The 20,268-nt window shown below is 53.4% G+C and carries 17 protein-coding genes; 7 read left to right on the forward strand and 10 right to left on the reverse strand.

Going from position 1 to position 20,268, the window contains the following annotated elements:
- Positions 1-16 precede the first annotated feature (16 nt).
- A complete protein-coding gene (locus tag ACMZ66_RS08765; protein WP_416936449.1) occupies positions 17-502 on the reverse strand; it encodes a GNAT family N-acetyltransferase in 486 nt (161 codons plus the stop codon).
- Positions 503-579: 77 nt separating this feature from the next.
- Positions 580-831 carry a sulfurtransferase TusA family protein gene (locus tag ACMZ66_RS08770; protein ID WP_416936451.1) on the reverse strand — a complete coding sequence of 84 codons (252 nt, stop codon included), beginning with the start codon at positions 829-831 and terminating at the stop codon, positions 580-582.
- 121 nt (positions 832-952) lie between these two features.
- Here ACMZ66_RS08770 and ACMZ66_RS08775 point away from each other — a divergent pair, with 121 nt between their 5' ends.
- The 3 genes from ACMZ66_RS08775 to ACMZ66_RS08785 all read left to right on the forward strand — a co-directional run bounded on the left by ACMZ66_RS08775 (position 953) and on the right by ACMZ66_RS08785 (position 3,389).
- Positions 953-1,876 (forward strand): sulfite exporter TauE/SafE family protein, encoded by a 924-nt coding sequence (locus ACMZ66_RS08775; RefSeq protein ID WP_416936453.1) that lies wholly within the window; start codon positions 953-955, stop codon positions 1,874-1,876.
- On the forward strand, positions 1,876-2,640 hold the full coding sequence (locus ACMZ66_RS08780; RefSeq protein ID WP_416936455.1) for a TIGR02186 family protein: 765 nt from the start codon (positions 1,876-1,878) through the stop codon (positions 2,638-2,640). The genes ACMZ66_RS08775 and ACMZ66_RS08780 overlap by 1 nt, the downstream gene beginning before the upstream one ends.
- 245 nt (positions 2,641-2,885) lie before the next feature.
- The gene (locus ACMZ66_RS08785; RefSeq protein ID WP_416936457.1) at positions 2,886-3,389 is read left to right on the forward strand and encodes a universal stress protein; all 504 of its coding nucleotides are present in this window, start codon (positions 2,886-2,888) and stop codon (positions 3,387-3,389) included.
- 27 nt (positions 3,390-3,416) lie between these two features.
- Here ACMZ66_RS08785 and ACMZ66_RS08790 read toward each other — a convergent pair whose 3' ends face one another.
- The 4 genes from ACMZ66_RS08790 to ACMZ66_RS08805 form a co-directional block, all read right to left on the reverse strand.
- The gene (locus tag ACMZ66_RS08790) at positions 3,417-5,411 is read right to left on the reverse strand and encodes a glycosyltransferase (RefSeq protein ID WP_416936459.1); all 1,995 of its coding nucleotides are present in this window, start codon (positions 5,409-5,411) and stop codon (positions 3,417-3,419) included.
- Between the two features lie 8 nt (positions 5,412-5,419).
- Positions 5,420-6,643 (reverse strand): HlyD family secretion protein, encoded by a 1,224-nt coding sequence (locus ACMZ66_RS08795; RefSeq protein ID WP_416936461.1) that lies wholly within the window; start codon positions 6,641-6,643, stop codon positions 5,420-5,422.
- Positions 6,644-6,740: 97 nt separating this feature from the next.
- Entirely contained in the window at positions 6,741-9,179 is a 2,439-nt protein-coding gene (locus ACMZ66_RS08800) for a tetratricopeptide repeat protein (RefSeq protein WP_416936463.1), read from the reverse strand.
- Positions 9,180-9,442: 263 nt separating this feature from the next.
- Positions 9,443-10,522: a saccharopine dehydrogenase family protein gene (locus tag ACMZ66_RS08805; RefSeq protein WP_416936465.1), complete on the reverse strand. Its 1,080-nt coding sequence runs from the start codon at positions 10,520-10,522 to the stop codon at positions 9,443-9,445.
- Positions 10,523-10,685: 163 nt separating this feature from the next.
- Between ACMZ66_RS08805 and ACMZ66_RS08810 the strand changes: the two genes are divergently transcribed.
- From ACMZ66_RS08810 to ACMZ66_RS08820, 3 genes are all read left to right on the forward strand, one after another.
- Positions 10,686-11,123, forward strand: coding sequence for an Lrp/AsnC family transcriptional regulator (locus tag ACMZ66_RS08810; protein WP_416936467.1), 438 nt, complete (start codon positions 10,686-10,688; stop codon positions 11,121-11,123).
- A 45-nt stretch (positions 11,124-11,168) separates the two neighbouring features.
- Entirely contained in the window at positions 11,169-13,031 is a 1,863-nt protein-coding gene (locus tag ACMZ66_RS08815; protein WP_416936469.1) for an adenylate/guanylate cyclase domain-containing protein, read from the forward strand.
- A 121-nt stretch (positions 13,032-13,152) separates the two neighbouring features.
- Positions 13,153-15,018: an adenylate/guanylate cyclase domain-containing protein gene (locus tag ACMZ66_RS08820; protein WP_416936471.1), complete on the forward strand. Its 1,866-nt coding sequence runs from the start codon at positions 13,153-13,155 to the stop codon at positions 15,016-15,018.
- Positions 15,019-15,109: 91 nt separating this feature from the next.
- Here ACMZ66_RS08820 and ykgO read toward each other — a convergent pair whose 3' ends face one another.
- Complete coding sequence (gene ykgO, locus ACMZ66_RS08825; protein WP_007090004.1) at positions 15,110-15,235, reverse strand: type B 50S ribosomal protein L36; 126 nt, start codon at positions 15,233-15,235, stop codon at positions 15,110-15,112.
- A 148-nt stretch (positions 15,236-15,383) separates the two neighbouring features.
- Positions 15,384-16,448, reverse strand: a complete 1,065-nt coding sequence (locus ACMZ66_RS08830) for a methyltransferase domain-containing protein (RefSeq protein WP_416936474.1) — start codon at positions 16,446-16,448, stop codon at positions 15,384-15,386.
- 184 nt (positions 16,449-16,632) lie between these two features.
- Here ACMZ66_RS08830 and ACMZ66_RS08835 point away from each other — a divergent pair, with 184 nt between their 5' ends.
- A complete protein-coding gene (locus tag ACMZ66_RS08835) occupies positions 16,633-18,000 on the forward strand; it encodes a DnaJ domain-containing protein (protein WP_416936477.1) in 1,368 nt (455 codons plus the stop codon).
- 50 nt (positions 18,001-18,050) lie between these two features.
- Here the strand turns inward: ACMZ66_RS08835 and ACMZ66_RS08840 are convergent, their stop codons facing one another.
- Together ACMZ66_RS08840 and ACMZ66_RS08845 are read right to left on the reverse strand one after the other, a co-directional pair.
- Entirely contained in the window at positions 18,051-19,511 is a 1,461-nt protein-coding gene (locus ACMZ66_RS08840; RefSeq protein ID WP_416936479.1) for an aminoacyl-histidine dipeptidase, read from the reverse strand.
- A gap of 191 nt (positions 19,512-19,702) precedes the next feature.
- Positions 19,703-20,212: a GNAT family N-acetyltransferase gene (locus tag ACMZ66_RS08845; RefSeq protein WP_416936481.1), complete on the reverse strand. Its 510-nt coding sequence runs from the start codon at positions 20,210-20,212 to the stop codon at positions 19,703-19,705.
- Positions 20,213-20,268 lie beyond the last annotated feature (56 nt).

Genomic DNA, 20,268 nt, shown 5'->3' on the forward strand with positions numbered 1-20,268 from the left:
GATTGAGAAGGCTCAGCTATTTAGCTGGGCCTTCCATTGCGATATGCTCGATGCCGTCTTCCATATATTCATCGCCGACCTGAACGAAGCCAAGGCTTTGATAAAACGCGCGCAGATATAGCTGCGCGTTCAGGTAAATCGGCTTGCCGTCAAATTCCTTTGCGCAAGCCTCAATCGCGCGCAGCATCATTTTGCGGCCGATCCCCTGCCCGCGCAGAACTTCGCTTGTGACAACGCGCCCGATGGCAGGGCGATCCCCCTGTTCGGCATGATCAGGATCGATACCCGCTGCAACGATGCGAACGGCGGCCAGAACTTCATCCCCGTCAACCGCAAGGATGTGTTTGCACAATGGATCCAGCCCGTCGATTTCCGTGAAGATGCATTCCTGTTCAATGATGAAAATCTGCTGGCGGAGTTTCAGAAGGCTGTAGACCTGTCGCGGTGTCAGATCATCAAAACTGCGTTCAATGATACTCAGGTTCGATTTGCTGTCAGACATTGGGGCAACTCATATGTTTTGGGGTCTATCGCCGGTTGGTGGCGCGGCGATAAATGGAATGGTTGGATCAGGCTCGATCAGACTTCGGACTTTTCGATGAAATAGATGAAAACATCATCTTCCTGAATGGAAGAAATCAGCTTGTTCCCCGTCATTTCACAAAAGGATTTCATATCCGCGACAGAGCCCGGATCGGTTGCCATCACTTTCAACACACCACCGGTCGGCACATCGCGAAGCGCCTTCTTTGCCTTAAGCACCGGCATCGGGCAAATCAGCCCGCGCGCATCGAGAATTACATCATAGGGATCACTTGAAGATGACGTCATGAACGACCTTATAAAAAAACAGGAATTCAGTCCGATATAGCGCCATTTGGCGATTGTTGCATTTGCACAATATGTTAGACTGAAAAATAACAATCAATCAAACGCTGTTAGCCTGCCCGCGATGCAAATCTATCTCCCGATTGCCGAAATATCGGTAAATATATTTCTGATCTTGGGACTGGGCGGCGGGGTCGGCTTTTTGTCTGGCCTGTTTGGCGTTGGCGGCGGTTTTCTGATCACCCCGCTTTTGATTTTTTACGGCATTCCCCCGGCAGTATCAGTGGCCACAGCGGCCAACCAGATTGTTGCGTCATCGGTTTCAGGTGTATTTGCACATTGGAAGCGTGGCAACGTCGATCTTAAAATGGGTCTGGTCCTGCTTGCCGGTGGTATTCTCGGCTCGACGGTCGGTGTTTGGGTCTTTGCCTGGTTACGATCACTTGGTCAGATCGATCTGGTCATTTCGCTTTGTTACGTGATCTTCCTTGGCATTATCGGCGGGATGATGCTGTTTGAGGCAACGCGCGCGATCTTCCGGACACGTCGCAGGGGCGGCCAGCTCCGCCGTTCCAAGAAACACCAGCACAGCTTTATCCATGGCCTGCCGTTCAAGATGCGGTTTTATCGCTCGGGCCTTTATATCAGTGCGTTGCTGCCGCTCGCCGTTGGTTTCTTTGTCGGTATGCTAACCGCCCTGATGGGCGTTGGTGGCGGCTTTGTCATGGTTCCGGCAATGATTTATCTGCTGGGCATGCCAACCGGTGTTGTGATCGGCACATCGCTTTTCCAGATTATCTTTGTGACAGCCAACGTTACCTTCCTTCAATCGGTGCAGACACAAACCGTTGATGTCGCCCTGGCAATCCTTCTTCTGATCGGCGGCGTGATTGGTGCACAATTTGGCGCGCAGTTTGGCGCAAAGCTCAAGGCCGAACATCTTCGTGCGCTACTCGGCCTTCTTGTGCTTTCGGTCTGTCTGAAACTTTTGTTCGATCTGGTGATTGAACCAAGCGAGCTTTATTCGATCATGCCGGGGGATCTGTAATGACAGTTTCCACCCGTCTGGTGACATCGTTCTGCATTACCGCTCTTACCCTTCTGGCTTTTGCCAATCTGACCAAGAAAGCATCAGCTGATCCGCTGGTGGTGGATCTGTCCAACCATCTGGTTGCGATCACCACGGGCTTTACCGGAACCGATGTTTTGCTTTTTGGTGCAGTTCAGAATGAAGGCGACGTGATCGTCACCGTGCGCGGCCCGGATCAGGACATGGTCGTACGCCGCAAGGAACGCAAAGTCGGCATTTGGGTCAACAGCGAAAGCGCGCGTTATAAGAACGTGCCCGCCTATTATGCCAGTGCAGCGAACCGGCCGATGGAGATCATCGCACCACAAAACGTGTTGCAGGATTACCGCATCGGCCTTGAACATCAGCGCTTCATTGCCGAAAGCAAAACCGGCGATGTCGACCAGAAGGTCTATCGCGAAGCACTGGTGCGCAATATGCAAAATGCCGGTCTATTCAATCAGCGCCCGGCAAAGATCAGCTTCCTGTCAAACCAGCTGTTTCGGACCGACATCCATTTCCCGGCCAACACGCCGACCGGTACATACACAATCAATGTTTATTTGATCCGTGATGGCCGCATCGCCAGTGTGAAAACCACACCTTTGGTGGTTTCAAAGACCGGTGTCAGTGCAGAGGTGTATGAATTCGCGCATCGTTATTCAGCGCTTTACGGTATTATTGCCGTGATCATTGCCGTGATTGCCGGTTGGATCGCCAGCGTCGCATTCCGCAAACGCTAACACATGCTAAGCGCCCGTATGGCGTGGCAGGGCACGATTTCCAAACAAAGTTCCAATCACCCCACCTTCGCAGTCGCAGCATAAATCTGTGTGAAATGGCAATTAATAATTCTTTATGGCTGATCATAAAAAGCGCTTGGAAATAAGGCGCTACATACGGCACACTTTCGAAATTCGGCCAACGAAGTCGCCCCACATGCACACTTTATTGGACCGCACAGGACGCAACAATTCAGAGAAGCCATATGACTTTATACGACGCTGATCAGGAACTCCGCGCCACGTCAAACCGTACATTTCTTGTTGTCGTTGATGACAGCGATGAAATGACCAAGGCGCTGCGCTATGCCTGCCGTCGCGCGCAGCATACCGGCGGCCGTGTTGCCCTGCTCAGCGTCATTGAACCGGCCGAGTTCCAGCATTGGATGGCTGTTGGTGATCTGATGAAGGAAGAAGCCCGTGATGAAGCCGAAGCACGGGTCAATGAGCTTGCCGCTTACGTCCATGAACAAACCGGCTGCATGCCGCTTTTATTCATCCGTGAAGGCCGCCTGAAGGACGAACTTCTGACGCTTCTCGATGAAGAAGAACAGATTTCCATTCTGGTTCTGGCAGCAGGTACCAATACCGATGGCCCCGGTCCGTTGATTACGGCACTCACCAAAAGTGACACGGTTGGTCAGTTGCGCCTGCCGCTTACCATCGTTCCAGCCGCCCTGTCAGAAGCCGATATCGACGCGCTTAGCTGATCGATATCGCGCCAGCGAAGCCACACCTTAGCTTTTCACCGGACCCCGTCCAAAGATACGGCGCAGCAATGCGCCCCAAAGCGCAACACTGCCCGCGGGCTTTGATGCGTTATCAATCCCGGTCGTGTAAAGCACACGGATCAGCGCATCACGCACTTCGCCAACCGGTTCGGGGGTAAAGTCGAGCGTGAAAACAAGCTGATCCTGATCATTTACAAAGGCGCGCGCCAGTTTGGCATCAAGGGGCGGCAATTCATCTGCCACCACCAAAACCCTTGCCCCCTTGGTGAAATGACTTCGATCAATCCCCTCGGCTGCACATTTGGCCCTGGCACCGCCAAGGGACATATCGGTAATCGTCATATCAAGCGGGATGTCTTGGCCCAGAACGCTTACCTTTGCCGCAAGCGTAATCGGAAAACGTTCCTGTTGGCGCTGCACCGGACTTTCAAAACAAATTAAGATCGCCACAAGCAGGGTCAGCGCATTAATCGCTGCCCAAAGACCACCAACGGCAAGGAAGTCGGCATTATCAATGATCCGGACATCGGTATTGATATTATAAAAGAACCCGCCAATCGTCAGGACGAACAGCACACCCAGAATGATTGCCTCAGTCATGGAGTTGGCAACACCGGATTGTGATCCTTTTGGCGTGACCTTAAACGGGCGCCCAAATGGACGGATCAGCGATGACACAACAATCGGAAACAGCCTGAGCGATACAAGAACCGCCGGCCCCTCATTGACAATGGGATAGGCCTGCCTTCCGTTATGCCACATGGCTGTCCCCCACCCGCCAATCAGAACCGGTAGCTGCCAATAGAATATTTCCCAACTGCGCGCATTCTCAAGCGGTTGTAATCCCAGCCAGAAATAGAAAATCGGGATCATGATGACCAACAAGCGTGCCGGGACATGAAACACCCAATAGATCGGGAACAGCAAAATGCGCTGCCAAAGTGATAAGCCCGGCCCTAATGGCCCGGCTTTGAGAAACAGTGTCTGAATGCCGCCCTGACACCAACGTTCGCGTTGTGTGTGGAACGCCAAAAGGCTTTCTGCCGCCAACCCAATCGACAGCTTTTCATTCAGGTAACGCGTGCGATAGCCTTTACGCAGCATCTCAAGCGACGTCAGAATATCTTCCGTAATCGATGCCGTTGGTACGCCGCCAATCGCATCAAGTGCCTTGCGGCGCATCACCATGCACGACCCGCAGCAAAACATGGAATCCCAAGCATCGACAGATGGTGCAATGTGATCGAAGAACAAACGTTGCTCATCGGGCCAGCGATCGGCAATCCAAAGATTGCGCTGCATCGGGTCCTTGTTAAAGAAGTGCTGGGGTGTCTGGACAATCCCTATGGTCGGATCTTCAAAGAAGCCAACGACGCGCTTGAGGAAGTGCCGGTAAGCGACAAAATCCGCATCAAAAATACAGACCAGATCGCCACTTGATTGCGTCAGACCGTTATTGACGTTGCCTGCCTTGGCATGGGTGCCGTCTTTGCGGATGATGTAATTCGCGCCCTTTTCCTTACAGAAATCGCGAAGCCATTCGCGTTTGCCGTCATCAAGTACCCAGACAGTCTTGTTGGGATAATCAAGCGCCAGCGCACCAACGATGCTGCGTTCAAGCACATCAAGCGGTTCGTTGTAGCTTGGGATAAACACATCCACCGTCGGCCAGCTTTCGACCGGACGGGCAGATAGTCTGGCATAGGCCTGATCGGCCTCGGCACTGCGGTCAACGATTTTGCAATGAACCAGCGACTGGCGCAGCATGTCGCACAAAAAGATGATCTCGATGGCGAACAGAAACACAATCCACCATCCCTGAAACGTGGTCAGGTCAGCGGGCAGAACAGTTTCCGTAATGCGCCAGGGCAAATATCGCGCGATCAACGCAACCAAAAACAGGACGACGACCCAACGTGCCCAAAGCTTGTCACGTTGCAAGAACGGGGATGCCAGCATCATGACGCCAATCACAAGCGCCATCGGGGCAAGTTGCGCCATCAAATCCATTACGAAGCGTCACCTTCGCCAAACCAGCTTTGAAACCGGCTGGGAATGCTGACTTCTGCGCGACGACCAACATTGCAGAAGGTTTCCGGGCGGTTTTCAAACCCGGCATCAGGAACTTCGACCACCAAAAGCACTTCGTCTTTTTTCAGAAGCGGCGGCAATGCAGCATATTCAAGTTCCGGCGTTACGGCACGCGTACCGATCACACCACTGACGATCCCTTCAAATGTCTCCGGTGAACCCTGAAGGCGCACGGTCACAACAGCGCCAGTTTCAATGCGGTCAGACAGGCTTTCATCCACCGGGACTTCGATACGAATGTCTGAACAATCAAGGATCTTGGCCAGATCATTGTTTTTGGTCACAGTCGCAAGTTCGGTCGCCATACGGCGCCAGATCAGCCCATCAATCGGGCTTCGGACCAACATGGATTCCCGGCGACCTGCACGCGATGTTTCTTCGCGGAGCTGCTTTTCGATTGAAGTCATCCGCCCGTTGGTTTCGGTCAACTGAACGTTCAGATCGGCAATGGCCAGAACCACCTCATCAAGGCGTTGCTGGGAATACGGCACATCATTTTGGCCATCACCCACAAATACGCCCTTATCAAGCGATCCGGTTTCCTTGCGAAAACGTTCCTGATCGGCCTTGGCGCGTTCGACTTCCTGCTGCGCCTGTTCGAGCAGACTTTCGGCCTCATCCACGCGGGCCTGTGCAACATGGCCATCCTTGAGCAACGTTTCCTGACGCCGCAAGCTGAGTTCACGTTCCTTAACAACAGACACCCAGCCCTTTTGACGTGCTTCGGCTTCCAAAATTTTATAGCGCAGGCTTTCTTTGGACCCTGATACCATTTCAGTTACGCGCGTAGCCAAATCGCGGCGCAAGCCGTTCAGGGTTGAAAGCTTTTCCACCAAGGCCGTCTTGCGCGAGCGCAAAAGTTGATATTCACCATCAAGCTGGGCCAAAAGTGCCTGAGGTTCAGTATCATCGGTGATGCGGGTGACAATCGCGCCCGCGCCAATCGGCTCGCCCACGTCTGGGATGGCACGCACAAGTTGTCCGCTGATTGGTGCCTGAATGGTCACCAGTTTGGCATTCACAACCCCGTTTGGCCGAATATCGGAAACGGTTAGTGGAGCAAGTTGCCAAATCGCAATAACGATTATGACGACAGCGACACCAAGACGGACAATCTGTCCCCGTGAGAAACTCAGGGCCATAAAACTACCTCAACCAGAACGGGCATCACTGCCCTGCACAAACATCCTCATAAAGTTTGTGCATTCTCTCATTGGTTTCAAGGTTATCTATCGGAAATTACATAACTTTATCTGCGGGTACCGCGACGCAGCTATCAAGGAACTGCATATAGGCATCAAAGGATGACTTCTGACCAAACAGGATGTGCGACCGGCTTTTGATCGCGTGTGAAACAACCGACCGACGGCGCTTATCGGTTGCTAGGGTCAATGCCGTGTCAACAAAGTCAGCAGAATGATAGGCCACACAATCAAAGACTGATATTTGGCGATAACAGGTATGGCTGCGCCGGGACCGGGCCGCATTCCCCGGCAAGGTCACGAGCGGCACACCAAGACCAAGGCAATCAAAGGCCAGCATCGCATCATTCCATGCCGGACTTTCAAGCACGACATCAACCGCACAAAGAAGCGACAACAAATCCGCCCGGTTGCGCACGGTGACAAAGCGCATACGTCCCGCCACATCGGCATGATTAATCGCAAACCGCCTGCCCCATGCCGCATCCCAACTGTCACGTTCGGGCGCAATCAGCAGAAGCTCCGCCGTTTCATCCAGGCGCAGAATTTCAGCAATAAGCGGATCAAATTCAGCAGTGAGAACATCAAGCGGCTGCGGACAAAGATAGGTATTTCGGTCCTGCGCCAAACGCCAGCGACGCTGTAGCTCGGTTGTGGACATTTCAACATCTTCTGGCGGGCTCGCATTCACAAACAGGCCCGGCAGTCGCACCAGTTTCTCGCTAAAGCGCTTTTCACCGCCCGCCGTTTCCCAATCCTCGGCGATCAGATGATAGTCGATGTTTGACAGGCCACTGGTCGCGGCAATCCCACCACCGGAAATCTGAATGGGTGCCAAACGCCAGCTTGCCAGCAGCATGGTATAGGCATCCGATTGCGGATCGACATAATGCAGAACATCAAGATCAAGACCCGCAATCACGCGCGCAGAATGCAACGGATCAAGTGGCAATGGCACGACCAGGTCAGCATGTTCATCAATGCGCGCAGTAATATCGTCTTCACCCGTTGGCGGACGAATGATCGTCACATCAAACCGATCACGGTCAATCGCGTCGGCAAGCCCAACAATCCAGCGCCCAATCCCGTTGTCACGCATATTGGCCGACACGATACCAAGCCGGATTTTTCCTTCGCGGCGGTTCTTGGCCTGACTGACCTGTGGGACGTCATAGCCGGAAACCAATCGTTCCCAGTAATGCCCAACTGCGCGAAGCTGTTTATCGCCTTCGGGGCGCAATGCGGCGCGCCAGACTGGTGGGAAGCGTGTCAGGACGATGGGATCAATCGGATCGGTGCCGATGAATTCAAGGTCTGGCACAATCGCATCTTCATCAAGCGTATCGTCCAGAAGATCGCGTACCACTTCATCATTCTGTGCCGCCAGATCGGTGGGTACCGGCGCAAACAACAAACGACGCGCTGTACGGAACAAAACGGTGTTTTCACCCGCGGCAATCTTTCGATCGATCCCGCTTTGCAGAACCGATTGTGCTGATCCGGTGTCGCCCTCTTCGGCCAGCTCAACAGCAAGCCGGAAGACAGCATCATCACCGCCACCAACACCAATCGCCGCACCAAACCGTTCAACGGCTTCGCTGTGACGACCAACAAGGCTAAGCGCCTCCCCCATCATCAGAAGCAATTGCGGGTCTTCGGGCTTCTTGATCAACAGCGGCTCAAGCGCACCGATGGCTTCCGTTCCCTGCCCGACGCGAAGGTTTAGCAACGCCAAAGTGCGGCGCGCATTGGTATCATCTGGATCAAGTGCCAGAACCTGACGCAAGCAATGCTGCGCGCCGGCAAACTGGCCCAAGCGGAAAAGTGCATCGCCATAGGCCGTCAGGGCACGCTGATGTCCGGGCTCCAATGACAATGCGCGGCGCAGCGGTTCACTGGCAGAAACTGTACGCCCCTGATCAAGGCGGATCTGGCCGATCAGCACCAATGCATTGACGATATCATCGCGCATCTTAAGTGCGGTCATGCAGGAGTGTTCGGCACCGGCGATATCGCCCATCGCATATTGGCAGGCGGCATAATTTGCATGGATTTCGGCAATATCGGGGGCAAGTTCCAGCGCGCGTTCGTAATGCTCGCGCGCAGCATCCAGCTCATCAAGCTGGCGATAGGTATTGGCGATATTGCAAAAAAGAGCTGCTGAGTTGGGACACAGGCGCATGGCACGCTTGAATGCGCCAACGGCATCGCGCAATTTGCCAATCGCCTTTAAGGCCTGCGCGTGGTCATGTTGAATTTCGGCACTGTTGGCATCGGCGATTGCGGCACGCCCCATCCGCTCGGCAGCAAGCGTCTTGTTCCCGTGGCGCATCGCCACAAGGCCCGCAAGATGCATGGCGTCCGCGGCCTGCGGAAAGGCACGGATCATCGACTGGCAGGCTTCTTCTGCCTCCGCCAGTCGGCCTGCCTCGTACAAGCCAAACGCAGATCGGTAAATGTCGCCGAAATCAGACAAGGAATACCTATTGGCATAAAACAATCAGACGAAGGGTTCACCTTAAAGCCCAAGCGTTAACAAACCACGTCTTTGCCATAAATTATTGGCCATGACCATGCCGTGCGGTCGCATTGCTGCAATGCCGATCCGCGCAAACGGGGCATTCGTGATTTCGTCTGACAGCCACAACTTCCAAACCACTCAAAACAAAAGAAAATCCCCCAACGCATCGCTGGGGGATTTTCACATCAGATTTTCGGATTACCGAAGAGAAAGTTTGATCAGTTGCTGCCGTAATAGCGACCAAACCGGTTCGCCAGAAGATCATCAAGTTTGATTTCTTCCTGACGGACATAACCGGTGCCCGGCAATTTGCCGGTCAAAACCATGTCCATCACAGCACACAGGCCAGCAGACGTTGTGATCTGAATGGCGGACCAGTTTTTACCGCCGATTTCCGTACCATGCACCTTGCGGATGAAGTTCTCTTCGCACAGCTCGCCATTTCGCGTACCGACAGCATCAGCAAAGATGACAATCACGTCCTGCTGAGTGATTGGCAGCGCATTTTCAAAGATTTCCTTCATCATGTCGGGGCGTTCACCCAGACGAAGATCTTCGATCAGGATTTTCAGGATTTCCTGATGGCCCGGATAACGGACGGTTTTGTAATCAAGGTTATCGACCTTGCCTTCAAGCATGTCACATAGCGCGCCAACACCGCCCGAAGTATTGAATGCTTCGTATTCCGTGCCATCGATCGTGAAGCGCTCATATCCTTCAAGCGGAAGGACTTCGACGCGCTTGCCATTCAGTATGGCTTCGCACGGATTAAGGTATTCGTTAATCAAGCCATCGGTCGACCAGGTCAGGTTATATTTCAAACGGTTGGTCGGGTTTTGCGGCAAGGCACCAACACGAAGACGAAGTTTTTTGACCGTATCAAAACGTTTGAAAAGATCGTGCGCGGCAATCGAAATAAAGCCCGGCGCCAGACCACATTGCGGGACAAAGGCACCTTCTGCACCCTTGGAAATTTCGCGAATGGCGCGGGTGGTTTCAACATCTTCGGTCACATCGAAGTAAGATGCACCAACTTCGCGGGCAACGCGGGCAATGGCAACGTTCAGGTAAAACGGACAAGTCGACAGGATCGCATCGTGACCAGTGGCTACTTCGGTCAAGGCCGCTTCGTCGGTGACATCGACCTTGATCAGGGTTGCGGCGTCGTCCTTGGCACAGAATTCCAGCATTACGCCATTGGAATCGGCAAGCGTTACCGCATATTCACCGCTTTCTTTAAGCATCACAGCGGCCATACGGCCAATTTTGCCAGCACCAAGGATCAAAATCTTTTTCATTTTTAAGCTCCCAAACGAACAGAGAACATCACAAGGAATGCCGTACCTGCCCTGATAACGTTTTATTGTTTACCCCTTAATGGTCTGCCGCTGGACTAACGCTTGCAACCCGGCAATACTGTCAAAACACAACAATAACCCGTCAAATTTATGGGTATGACCGATGAAACGTCGACTTGATGAAACCGACCGCCGTCTGATCGCACGATTACAGGAAAATGCCCGCATCCCGACGGCGGCCCTCGCGCGTGATGTGGGATTGTCGCGCAGTGCGGTTCAGGAACGCCTCGAACGGCTTGAAAAATCACAGACAATTAAGGGTTACACCGTTCAAATTGGCGATAGCGCACGGCCGGTTTTACTGGCCGAAGTCATGATCCAGCTAGAGCAAAAGCAATCAGCAGGTGTGGTTGGTGCACTTCAGAAAATCCCGCATTGCATTCGCTGTCTGGCGATATCGGGTGAATTTGATCTGATTGCCGAGGTTGCGGCTGACACGCCCGAAGAACTGGATAGCGTTTTGGACCGCATTGGCGAACTTGCTGGAATAAAACGCACATCGAGCTCAATCATCCTTTCAACCAAGTTCGATCGCCGCTAAGATGTGCCCGAGGTTGGGGAACCTCCTTGTCAGGAAGAAAACCGAGTGACATCAAAACGCAGATATTCTGTCCTTTCTGTCCTTCTGGCCGGCTTTATCGGCACTAGTGTTTTCGGCGTCGGCCTATCCCTTTATGTCGGTCTTGGCACAGCTTACGAGAACACCCGCAATCTGTGGGTGATGCTGGCCGATCTTGATCTGACATCGGTTCAGCGCACGATGCACGAACGGCTCAACGAAGTTGACGAACGCTCGGACTGGGTTGCAGAGCAGGTTTCCAATGGCACGCTTGATCCAAGCTTCCAATATGGCTGGACCAATGCCATGCGCGCCCTTGCCGCGGCTGACATGGATGTCATGGCCTATGGGCTGGTAACGGGCGAGCGACAATTTATCGGTTTTAATCCCGAAGACATGTCAGAAATCCGGCGCACCCTGCCCGCAGATGACATGCTATTTTCTGAACTCGCCCAGATCAGAGGCCCGGTCACCAATCGCACCGGCTTCCCGCGCTGGGATCCGTTCTTTAACAGAACCGTGATGACCAGTTGGGTACCGCTTTTCTATGACGGGCATTATCTGGGCACCTTTATCCAGTATCTGTCGCTTTCAAATCTGTCGGAAAGCCTGTTGCGCGGGCGCGAAGATTTGCCGGGAACTCCGTTTGTTTTGATTGGCGGCAACCGTGTCATGGCCCATCCCGATTTACGTGATTGGGGTGAAAACACAGCCAACAAGCTGATCAATGGTGCCGACATTGCGCGCAGCCCAATACCGCTTCCGACCATTCATGATATCGGTGACCCGGTCTTGGCCAACCTTGGCAAATCGGAAAACATCAAGCTTGATCCGCATGACGAACGGCACAATACGGGCCTGAAACTATCCGGGCTTGATCACAATGATCGATACCATCTGATCGTGACGCGTCAGGTAATGAATGCGCCGATTTCGCCCGTCATCATCGGCATGTATTTCGATGAAGAACTGTTTGATGATGAATGGGATCGGCTTGTTTTGGCATCTGTCCTTGGCGGCGGCGTTTTCATTCTAGCCGTGATTGTTGCCATCGTCATGTCCAAGCAATTCACCAAACCGATCCGGCGCTTTGCCGCAGCCGCACGTGCGTTTGAAGATGACGACATCGCATCCGCAGATGTGCCGCAACTTCAAGGCAGCAGTATTCGCGAATATGACGATGCAGCGCGGTCGTTTAACCACATGATGACAGCGGTTCATGACCGTGAACGCATCACCAGCCTGTTTGGTAAGTTCGTCCCGCAGTCGATTGCCAAAAAGCTTCTCGCTTCTGGTACGGATTCCGGGGTCCTGCCCCCGCAGCAATCCGAAGCAACGGTTCTGTTTATCGACATTGTCGGCTTTACATCAATGTGCGAGGCACTGGATCCGAACCAGATCATTGCCATGCTCAATGACTATTTCGACTGTGCGACGCAAATCATCGAATCTCATGGCGGGATCATCACTCAGTTCCAGGGCGATGCGATTTTGGCCGTCTATAACGTCTTTGATGATCTAAGCCACCATGCAGATGCCGCACTTGATAGCGCCATCGCTCTTCAGAAAGAAGTCGCAAGCCGCACCTTCGAAGGATTGGAGATCAAGGTGCGTTGTGGGGTTAATACCGGATCGATGGTTGCTGGTAATGTCGGCGCAAAGGCGCGCTTGTCCTTCACCGTGCATGGTGATGCCGTCAATACGGCATCAAGGCTTGAACAGGAAAACAAGGTTCTAGGCACGCACATCCTGATTTCGGAAAGCACGCGCAATCTTTTGGAAAATCCGATGCGGGTTTCCAAGGCTGGCGACGTCCTTTTGCGCGGCCGTCACAGCAAAACGGAATTGTTCACTGTCCCAAGTGAAAACCAAACAAAATCAGATAGCTGACGATAGAAACCTTTTACTCAGGTCTAAAAGCCCATAAAATTTCTCAGATTGGCTGACTGTACATATCATTGTGCTCAGCCAATCTTTGTTTTGAACTCATTGGCCTGCATGGGGATATCGGATGAACCGACGCTCGGGACGCTTTTCAATCTTTGCCGTTCTGTTGGGCGGCATGCTGCTGACCAGCGGCGTTGGCGTTGCGATATCGTTTCATTTTGGCCTCCTTACAGCTGTGCAAAACACGCGTGATCTTTGGATCACCATGACCAGTGGCGATCTTGCTGTGGCTGAACGCGCAGTTCTGCAACGCCTTTCTGAAAATGCAAAACGCAACAACTGGATCGCAACCCAGGCGGCCAAAGGATTGGTCGATGTCAGGTCGCGGGAATTCTGGACCCACAATGTCGCATCGATGATTGCGACCCAGACCGATATTACCGCTGTCGGCCTGACAACGCCGGATGGCCAGTTCATTGGTTATAGCCGCAAACACGGCAAGATGATCGAAGGCGAAGCAGACATCTATGATCTGGCGATGACTGAAGACCTTCCCTATCTCGGTCCGAGCCAGAGCCTGACGATGTTCCCATATTGGCAAAGCGCTTTGAAGCAGGTGGTAATTGGCGAAGCTGTGCCGCTGTTTCAGAACGGCGATTATCTGGGCACGCTGATCCAGTATATGCCACTTCCAAACCTGTCGCGCGATCTTCCGATGCAGGTAGAAGGCGATGGTCGCACCGCGTTCATTACAGTTGGTGATCACATTATTGCCCATCCGAGCCTGTCAAACTGGCAACGGGTGAATATGCGTGCGGAAAGCGCGGGCTTTGTCCCCAAAACACTGAAAGAATCGATCAGCGTCCTGCCAAAGCTTGATCAAATCGGCGATGCCGTCCTGTCGCAATATGCCCGCTGGCAGCCGGTTGATTTGGGCGACAGTCAACGTTATGCCCGTGATGAACGCATCACCGCATCACAGGTGCAAATTCATACGACGTACAATGTCATTGTGACGCGTGAGGCAGAGCAATCATCGGTCATCCCGATCACCTTTGGCATGCATTTCGCCCCTTCCGTGTTTGAGGTGCAAGGCGAACGATTAAACCGCCTTTTGATCATCGGTGCTGCCGTTCTGTTTGGTGCGCTGATCATTGCAGGCCTTCTGGCACATTATTTTGCAGGACCGCTGCGGCGCCTGTCTGCGGCAACGCGGCAGTTCGAAGAAGGCAACCTAAACAGTGTGCCCACATTGCCCAACAGCGCGATTACCGAATTTAATGACGCGGCCCAATCGTTCAATCAGATGGTCCATACCATCAATGATCGCGAACGCATTGGCCGTTTGTTTGGCAAGTTCCTGCCCCCTGCCATCGCCCAGTCGCTTTTGGAATCGCAAAACGATGACGGCACCATTCCACCGCACAAATGTGTCGCTACCACGCTATTTGTTGACCTTCAGGGGTTCACAACCATGAGCGAAAAGGCTGATCCGCAGGATGTTGTTGATATCCTGAATGCCTATTTCGCCGAAGCCACCGCCGAGATCGAAGCACGCCAAGGCATCATTACCCAGTTCCAGGGCGATGCGATCCTTGCTGTGTTTAACGCCGTTGGGGAACTTCCCAATCATGCGGATGCCGCCCTTGAAACGGCAATCGCCCTTCAAAAGCTTGTCCATAGCAAAGAGTTCATGGGAACGACGCTTCGTTGCCGTTGCGGGGTCAATACCGGGGAAATGGTTGCAGGTAGTGTCGGCGCACCAGAACGCCTGTCATTCACGGTCAATGGTGACGCGGTCAATAGTGCAGCGCGCCTTGAGGCGATGAACAAGGAACTTGGCACCAAGATCCTGATTGGTGAGGTCACCCGCGAACATCTGAGCGACCCGTCGCGTGCGATCCTTGCCAAGGAAGTCCTGCTACGCGGACGTAGCGAAGTGAGTGCGGTTTACACCATCCATATCGAAGGCATTGATCAGCCGTCTTAAGCCCTAAACGGCAAAGGTAAAAAAAAACAAAACGCCGCATTGGATAAACCGATGCGGCGTTTTGTAAAACCTTAGAACAAGGTACCGGGAATTAACCCTGGCGTGCCTTGAAGCGCGGGTTCTTTTTATTGATCACGTATACGCGGCCACGGCGGCGCACGATACGGCAGCCTTTTTCCCGCAGCTTCGCGGATTTCAATGAGTTCCGGATCTTCATAATCTTAAACCTTAGAAACTTGGCCCCTTCGAGGAAGCCGGAAAATAGAAGTACGACATGCCCCTGTCAACACTAAAAACAGGTTGCGGCGACAGAAATTGGATCAAATCCCGTCAAAGTCGCCAGCAGCAGTCTGAAACCTGAGAGATCAGTTGATCGTTGCGTAGAACCGATAAAAGGCCAGCGAGCCATTTTCAAGCATTTTTACGCGATTCATCCACATTTCCATCTCTGGAACGAGATAATCCATCAGATCAGGATCCAAACCGTCCTTCTGGATACCTGACAGCATGGTCATCCATGCCATTTTCACATGCTTGAGGTGGGTTTCCAACTCATCCTTGGCAATGCGGATATCGAATTTCAGCTGCCCCAGACGCGATTTGTATTCCTGTGCGGTCCACGGGAACAGGTCTTCGTCTTCCAGACGGGACCAGTTCGCCATTTCCTTTTCATCAAGATCACGTGTCAGAACATAATCGGTCAGCAAAAGCTGCCCCTGCTCACGCAGGGTTTCCGCAAGCGCACCAAGGAAGCTGTCCTTTTCCGGTATTTTGTAAAGCTCGCCAAAGGAATAGACGACGTTGAAGTAACTTTTACGCAATTCCGGTGCCATCGGGTCGAACCGTTGTACCGGGACCTTTTTCTGTGCTCCGGCCTGTACGGATCGCTCCATGCCCAGCAGTGCCAGTTCGCCATCCTGTTCATAGGCCGTCACCCAAACACCAAGACGATCGGCCAGCACACGGGCAACACCACCAAGCTTGGCCCCGATTTCAACGCAGCTTAGCGTTTCATCAAGTGCCAATGGTTTTGCCAGTTCGAGCGCATATTCATGCCCGCCCGGGATCATGATGCAATGATCAAACAGTTTGTCATAAAGACGAATACGTTCTGGCGGCCAGCGCCCGATTTCTTCATCAAGATCAAGCTCACCCAGTTCCGGCTCAACCGGACGCGCCAGCCAGACGCGCATTTTGCGCAGCCAGTCGGCATAGGCATCTATTTCAAGCTGAAGCAGGTAATATTCGACCGGGTCGTCATATCCTTCCCACTTGGCGCGCAATTTGGTGCCGAAGCTCAGATGATGGCCCGGTGGCATTTCGAACTCTGGCGGCTCGCCATCATCCATGGCAGCGCCCCCGGACATTCCGTCCTCTTCCGACATATCGCCGTCTTCATCGACTTTGCGTTGCCAAAATTTGAGTTTCAAAGCGTCTACCTGCTGGTTCGAACTGTGCGTTCAAGTGATTCTTGCAAAATATGGCAATTAGTCAAAAGTGACAACGTGTTAAGATTTCAACCATATGATTGCACCGGCAAAATCCACCGGTAATATCGCTATCAGGTGATTTCCCGCGCCGGGAAACATGTTTGGACAGGAACCTTCAGAAACCATGAATACTGACCGCCTCGGCATCTATTATCGCATGCTGAACGTTGCGCCCGGCGCGAGCGCGAAGGAAATCAAACTTGCCTATCGCAAACTGGCCTTTCAGTTCCATCCTGATCGCAATACCGACCCAGACTCGGAAGAAAAATTCAAAGACATCACCGAGGCCTATGAAATCCTGACCGGTGAACGCAAGGCCCCTACCCAGCCTTCAGGCGGCTCAGCCAAACAAGCGAATGGCCAATCAAATGGCGCAAAGGCCAAAAGCACCGCATCGGGATATGGCCCGGACGCCGCCGGGGCAAAGAATGCCAACCGTGCAACCAAACAAGGTTTTGCCGGCGCGGGACGCAAACAGGAAAAGACCAAAAGCAACGCGGATGAAAAAACCGCACGCGCCAATCAGGCTTACCGCGAACAACAGGCCAAAGCCACCACCCGCAAAAGCAACATCCACCCGGGCGCACGTCGCCATAACCGCAAGAAACCCGATACCAACGCGCAAGGTTTCATCCAATGCGCGGTCACCGGTGTTGTTTCTGCCCAACCCCGTCAGGTCGAATTCAAGGTTGTCCGCGGTTTCCTGAATTCTGTACGCACCGAAACTATAACCGCCAACCTTGCCCCCAAGGGCGCAAAACGCATGGCACTGATGGCAAGCCTTAAGACTTGGGCGCGGGGTTTCTGGGGATGGCGAAGCTTCTTTCCTGCCTGGAAGGCCATTCTTGGCAATATGCGAGGCGGCACCTTCCCGGCCGAGGGCAATTCAAAGATGCTTTTTGCCCAGGCCACTGCGTTTGAACGGTCGGGCAACAAGCCACTAGCACGTGCTGTCTTGATGCAGGCACTTGATTTCATTGGCACCAACCGGTCTGCCCTGGCCGAGCAGGTCCGTGCAAGTTTGCGCCGCCTTGAAGACGGCCAACCTGCACGTCGCGTGCGGGATGAATGGAAACGTGCCGGGATGCTTGATGCGCTTTTGCATCTAAGCCCGCTATTTGTTTTGATTTTTGCCGGACTGGTTGCGTTTGGCCCCGGTCAGGGCTTCGTTACGCGTGACATCCCCGACATCGTTGCCAAACAAGGCACCGAAATCACCCGTCAGGTCCAACAGCTGATCGGTGAGGAACGCGAACCTTATTATATCGACCGCGAACTTTTAAACATGCGCGAGGGCCCCAGCGTGAATGACAAGATCATTCGCCGCCTGACCCGATTTGAAACCGTTTATGTTGCCGGTGACAGTCAGGGGTTCTGGATCGAAATTGAAACCAGCATTGGCGAGAGCGGCTTTGTGAACCTTGATGCGCTGGTTCCGGGCAGCGGCGCGCAAGCACGCGACGTTTGGTGTTCCACAAACAAATGCGACTGACCAGATAACCGGTCAGTCGAATATAAAATCACATCACTTGCAGACTGCGATCAGCCCTTGGCAGGGATCGCCTTAAGTGCCGCCAGAAGGTAATCCCAGAAACGGGCAACACTTGGCACATGGACGCATTCATCCGGGCTGTGCGCGCGTTTAATGGTCGGGCCAAACGACACCATATCCCAATGCGGATATTTGGAGCCCAGAACACCACATTCCAGACCAGCATGGATCACACGGATTTCCGGGTCCTTGCCAAACATGTCGCGGTGAACCGATTTCATCATTTCAACCACTTCGCTGTTGGCATTTGGCTTCCAACCCGGATAGGCATCACCCCACTCAACCGACGCACCGATATTTTCAAACACTGCCGTGGCGGCTTCGCGGATGGAATCACGTGCCGAGTTAATCGAGCTACGGGCAGACAAAGTCACATCTGCTTTGCCATCCGCAAGCTTGACGATCGCAAGGTTGATCGAAGTTTCAACAACACCTTCGACCGAGGTGCTCATGGCCTGCACACCGTTCGGCGCGCCAACGCATGCATTGTTGAAGTCCTTTGAATCTTTGCTGCTCATCGCCGTTGCCGGAAGGTCAGCTGCCTTGGCGGCAACCGCAAAGTTCGGCTCAATCGCGCCAATCTCGTCTTTGACTTCGTTGCCAAAGGCCGAAAGTGCCGCTTCAAATGCCGCAACATTGCCTTCAGGCAGAACGATGGTCGCAAAGGATTCACGCGGGATCGCATTGCGCGCGGTACCAGCATTAATCGTCACGATACGTGCGTCCAGATCGCGGATCGCGGTGCGCAGGAAACGCGCCATCAGCTTGTTGGCATTGCCCAGACCAAGAATGATGTCGATGCCCGAATGCCCGCCCTTAAGGCCGGTCAATGCGATTTCACGTGCAGCTTGTCCTGCACCAACGGCTTCGGGGGTGTAGTTAAAGGTCGCGACAAGATCGCCGCCACCCGCACAACCAACGCACAGCTCGTATTCATCTTCGGTGTCAAGGTTAAGAAGGATCTCCCCCTTAAGGCGGCCCGGCTCCAGGTTCATGGCGCCGGTCAAGCCACGTTCTTCATCAACCGTAAACAGCAGCTCAAGTGCGCCGTGCTCAAGACCTTCTTCGGTCATGAAGCCCATCATGGCTGCCGCACCAATACCGTTATCCGCACCAAGGGTGGTGTTGTCAGCGGTGATCCATTCACCATCAATCAGCATGCGGATCGGATCAGTGTCGAAATTATGGGTCGAACCGGAATTGGCCTGGGTCACCATGTCGACATGGGCCTGAAGGATCGTCATTTTGCGATCTTCATAGCCCGGTGTGGCCGGGATCGAGATGATCAGGTTCTCGCCGCTATCACGGAAATGCGCGAAGCCCTTATCGTCGGCCATTTTTTCCAGAAGCTGCAAGACAGCCTCTTCTTTGGTCGACGGACGCGGGGTATCGCAAAGTTTCTGGAAATTCTCCCAAATCGCGACCGGCGCAATTTTGCTAATCTCGTTCACGGTGGCGCTCTCCTGTTGGTGTTTGGTCGTCTGTGCGTTTTCGCGGGTTCGATCTGTTGATTACCTTATTGCGACGGGAAATTAAAGCGCGTCTACGTGTTTTTGCGCAAACTGCGAAGATTGAGCACAAAGTCGCAAGCCACTTGCACGGACCGCCTTAATTCACGGTACAAACGCAAATTCCTGTCACATCAATCAACGCCGACAGTTTCACTGCGCCTTTGCAATAACATGACATCGCGCCATTTTCCCGCCATTGGGCCATAGGACATCCGCCCCAAACCACGTCGGCGTCCGACGGGCTCAAACCCCAAACTTTTGTGAATAGCCAAACTGGCATCATTTTCCGGGAAGATACCTGCTTCAAGCGACCAGATTCCCTCAGCCTCGCTAGCAGAAATCAACGCGCGCAGCAGTGACTTGCCGATCCCCTGCGCCTGGCAATCCGGATCGACGTAAACCGATATTTCTGCCACACCACGATAGACACATCGGCTTGAAACGCCAGACAACCCGGCCCAGCCAACAACCTGTCCATCTTCGTTTACCGCGACCAACCGGCATTCCGGCATATGTCCCGCATCCCAGTCCGCCCAATTCCCGGGGTTTTCCTGAAAGGTTGCATGACCGGACTTGATCGCCCGCCCATAGATGTCAACAACACGGTCCCCGTCATCCGGGGTCATGGCACGAATAATCATGGATAATGCTCCGCCGTGGGGCGCATGATGCGCGAAGGAAAACCTGATTGTATCTG

Origin of the sequence: Thalassospira sp., assembly GCF_048059015.1 — a bacterium.
Classification (GTDB): domain Bacteria; phylum Pseudomonadota; class Alphaproteobacteria; order Rhodospirillales; family Thalassospiraceae; genus Thalassospira.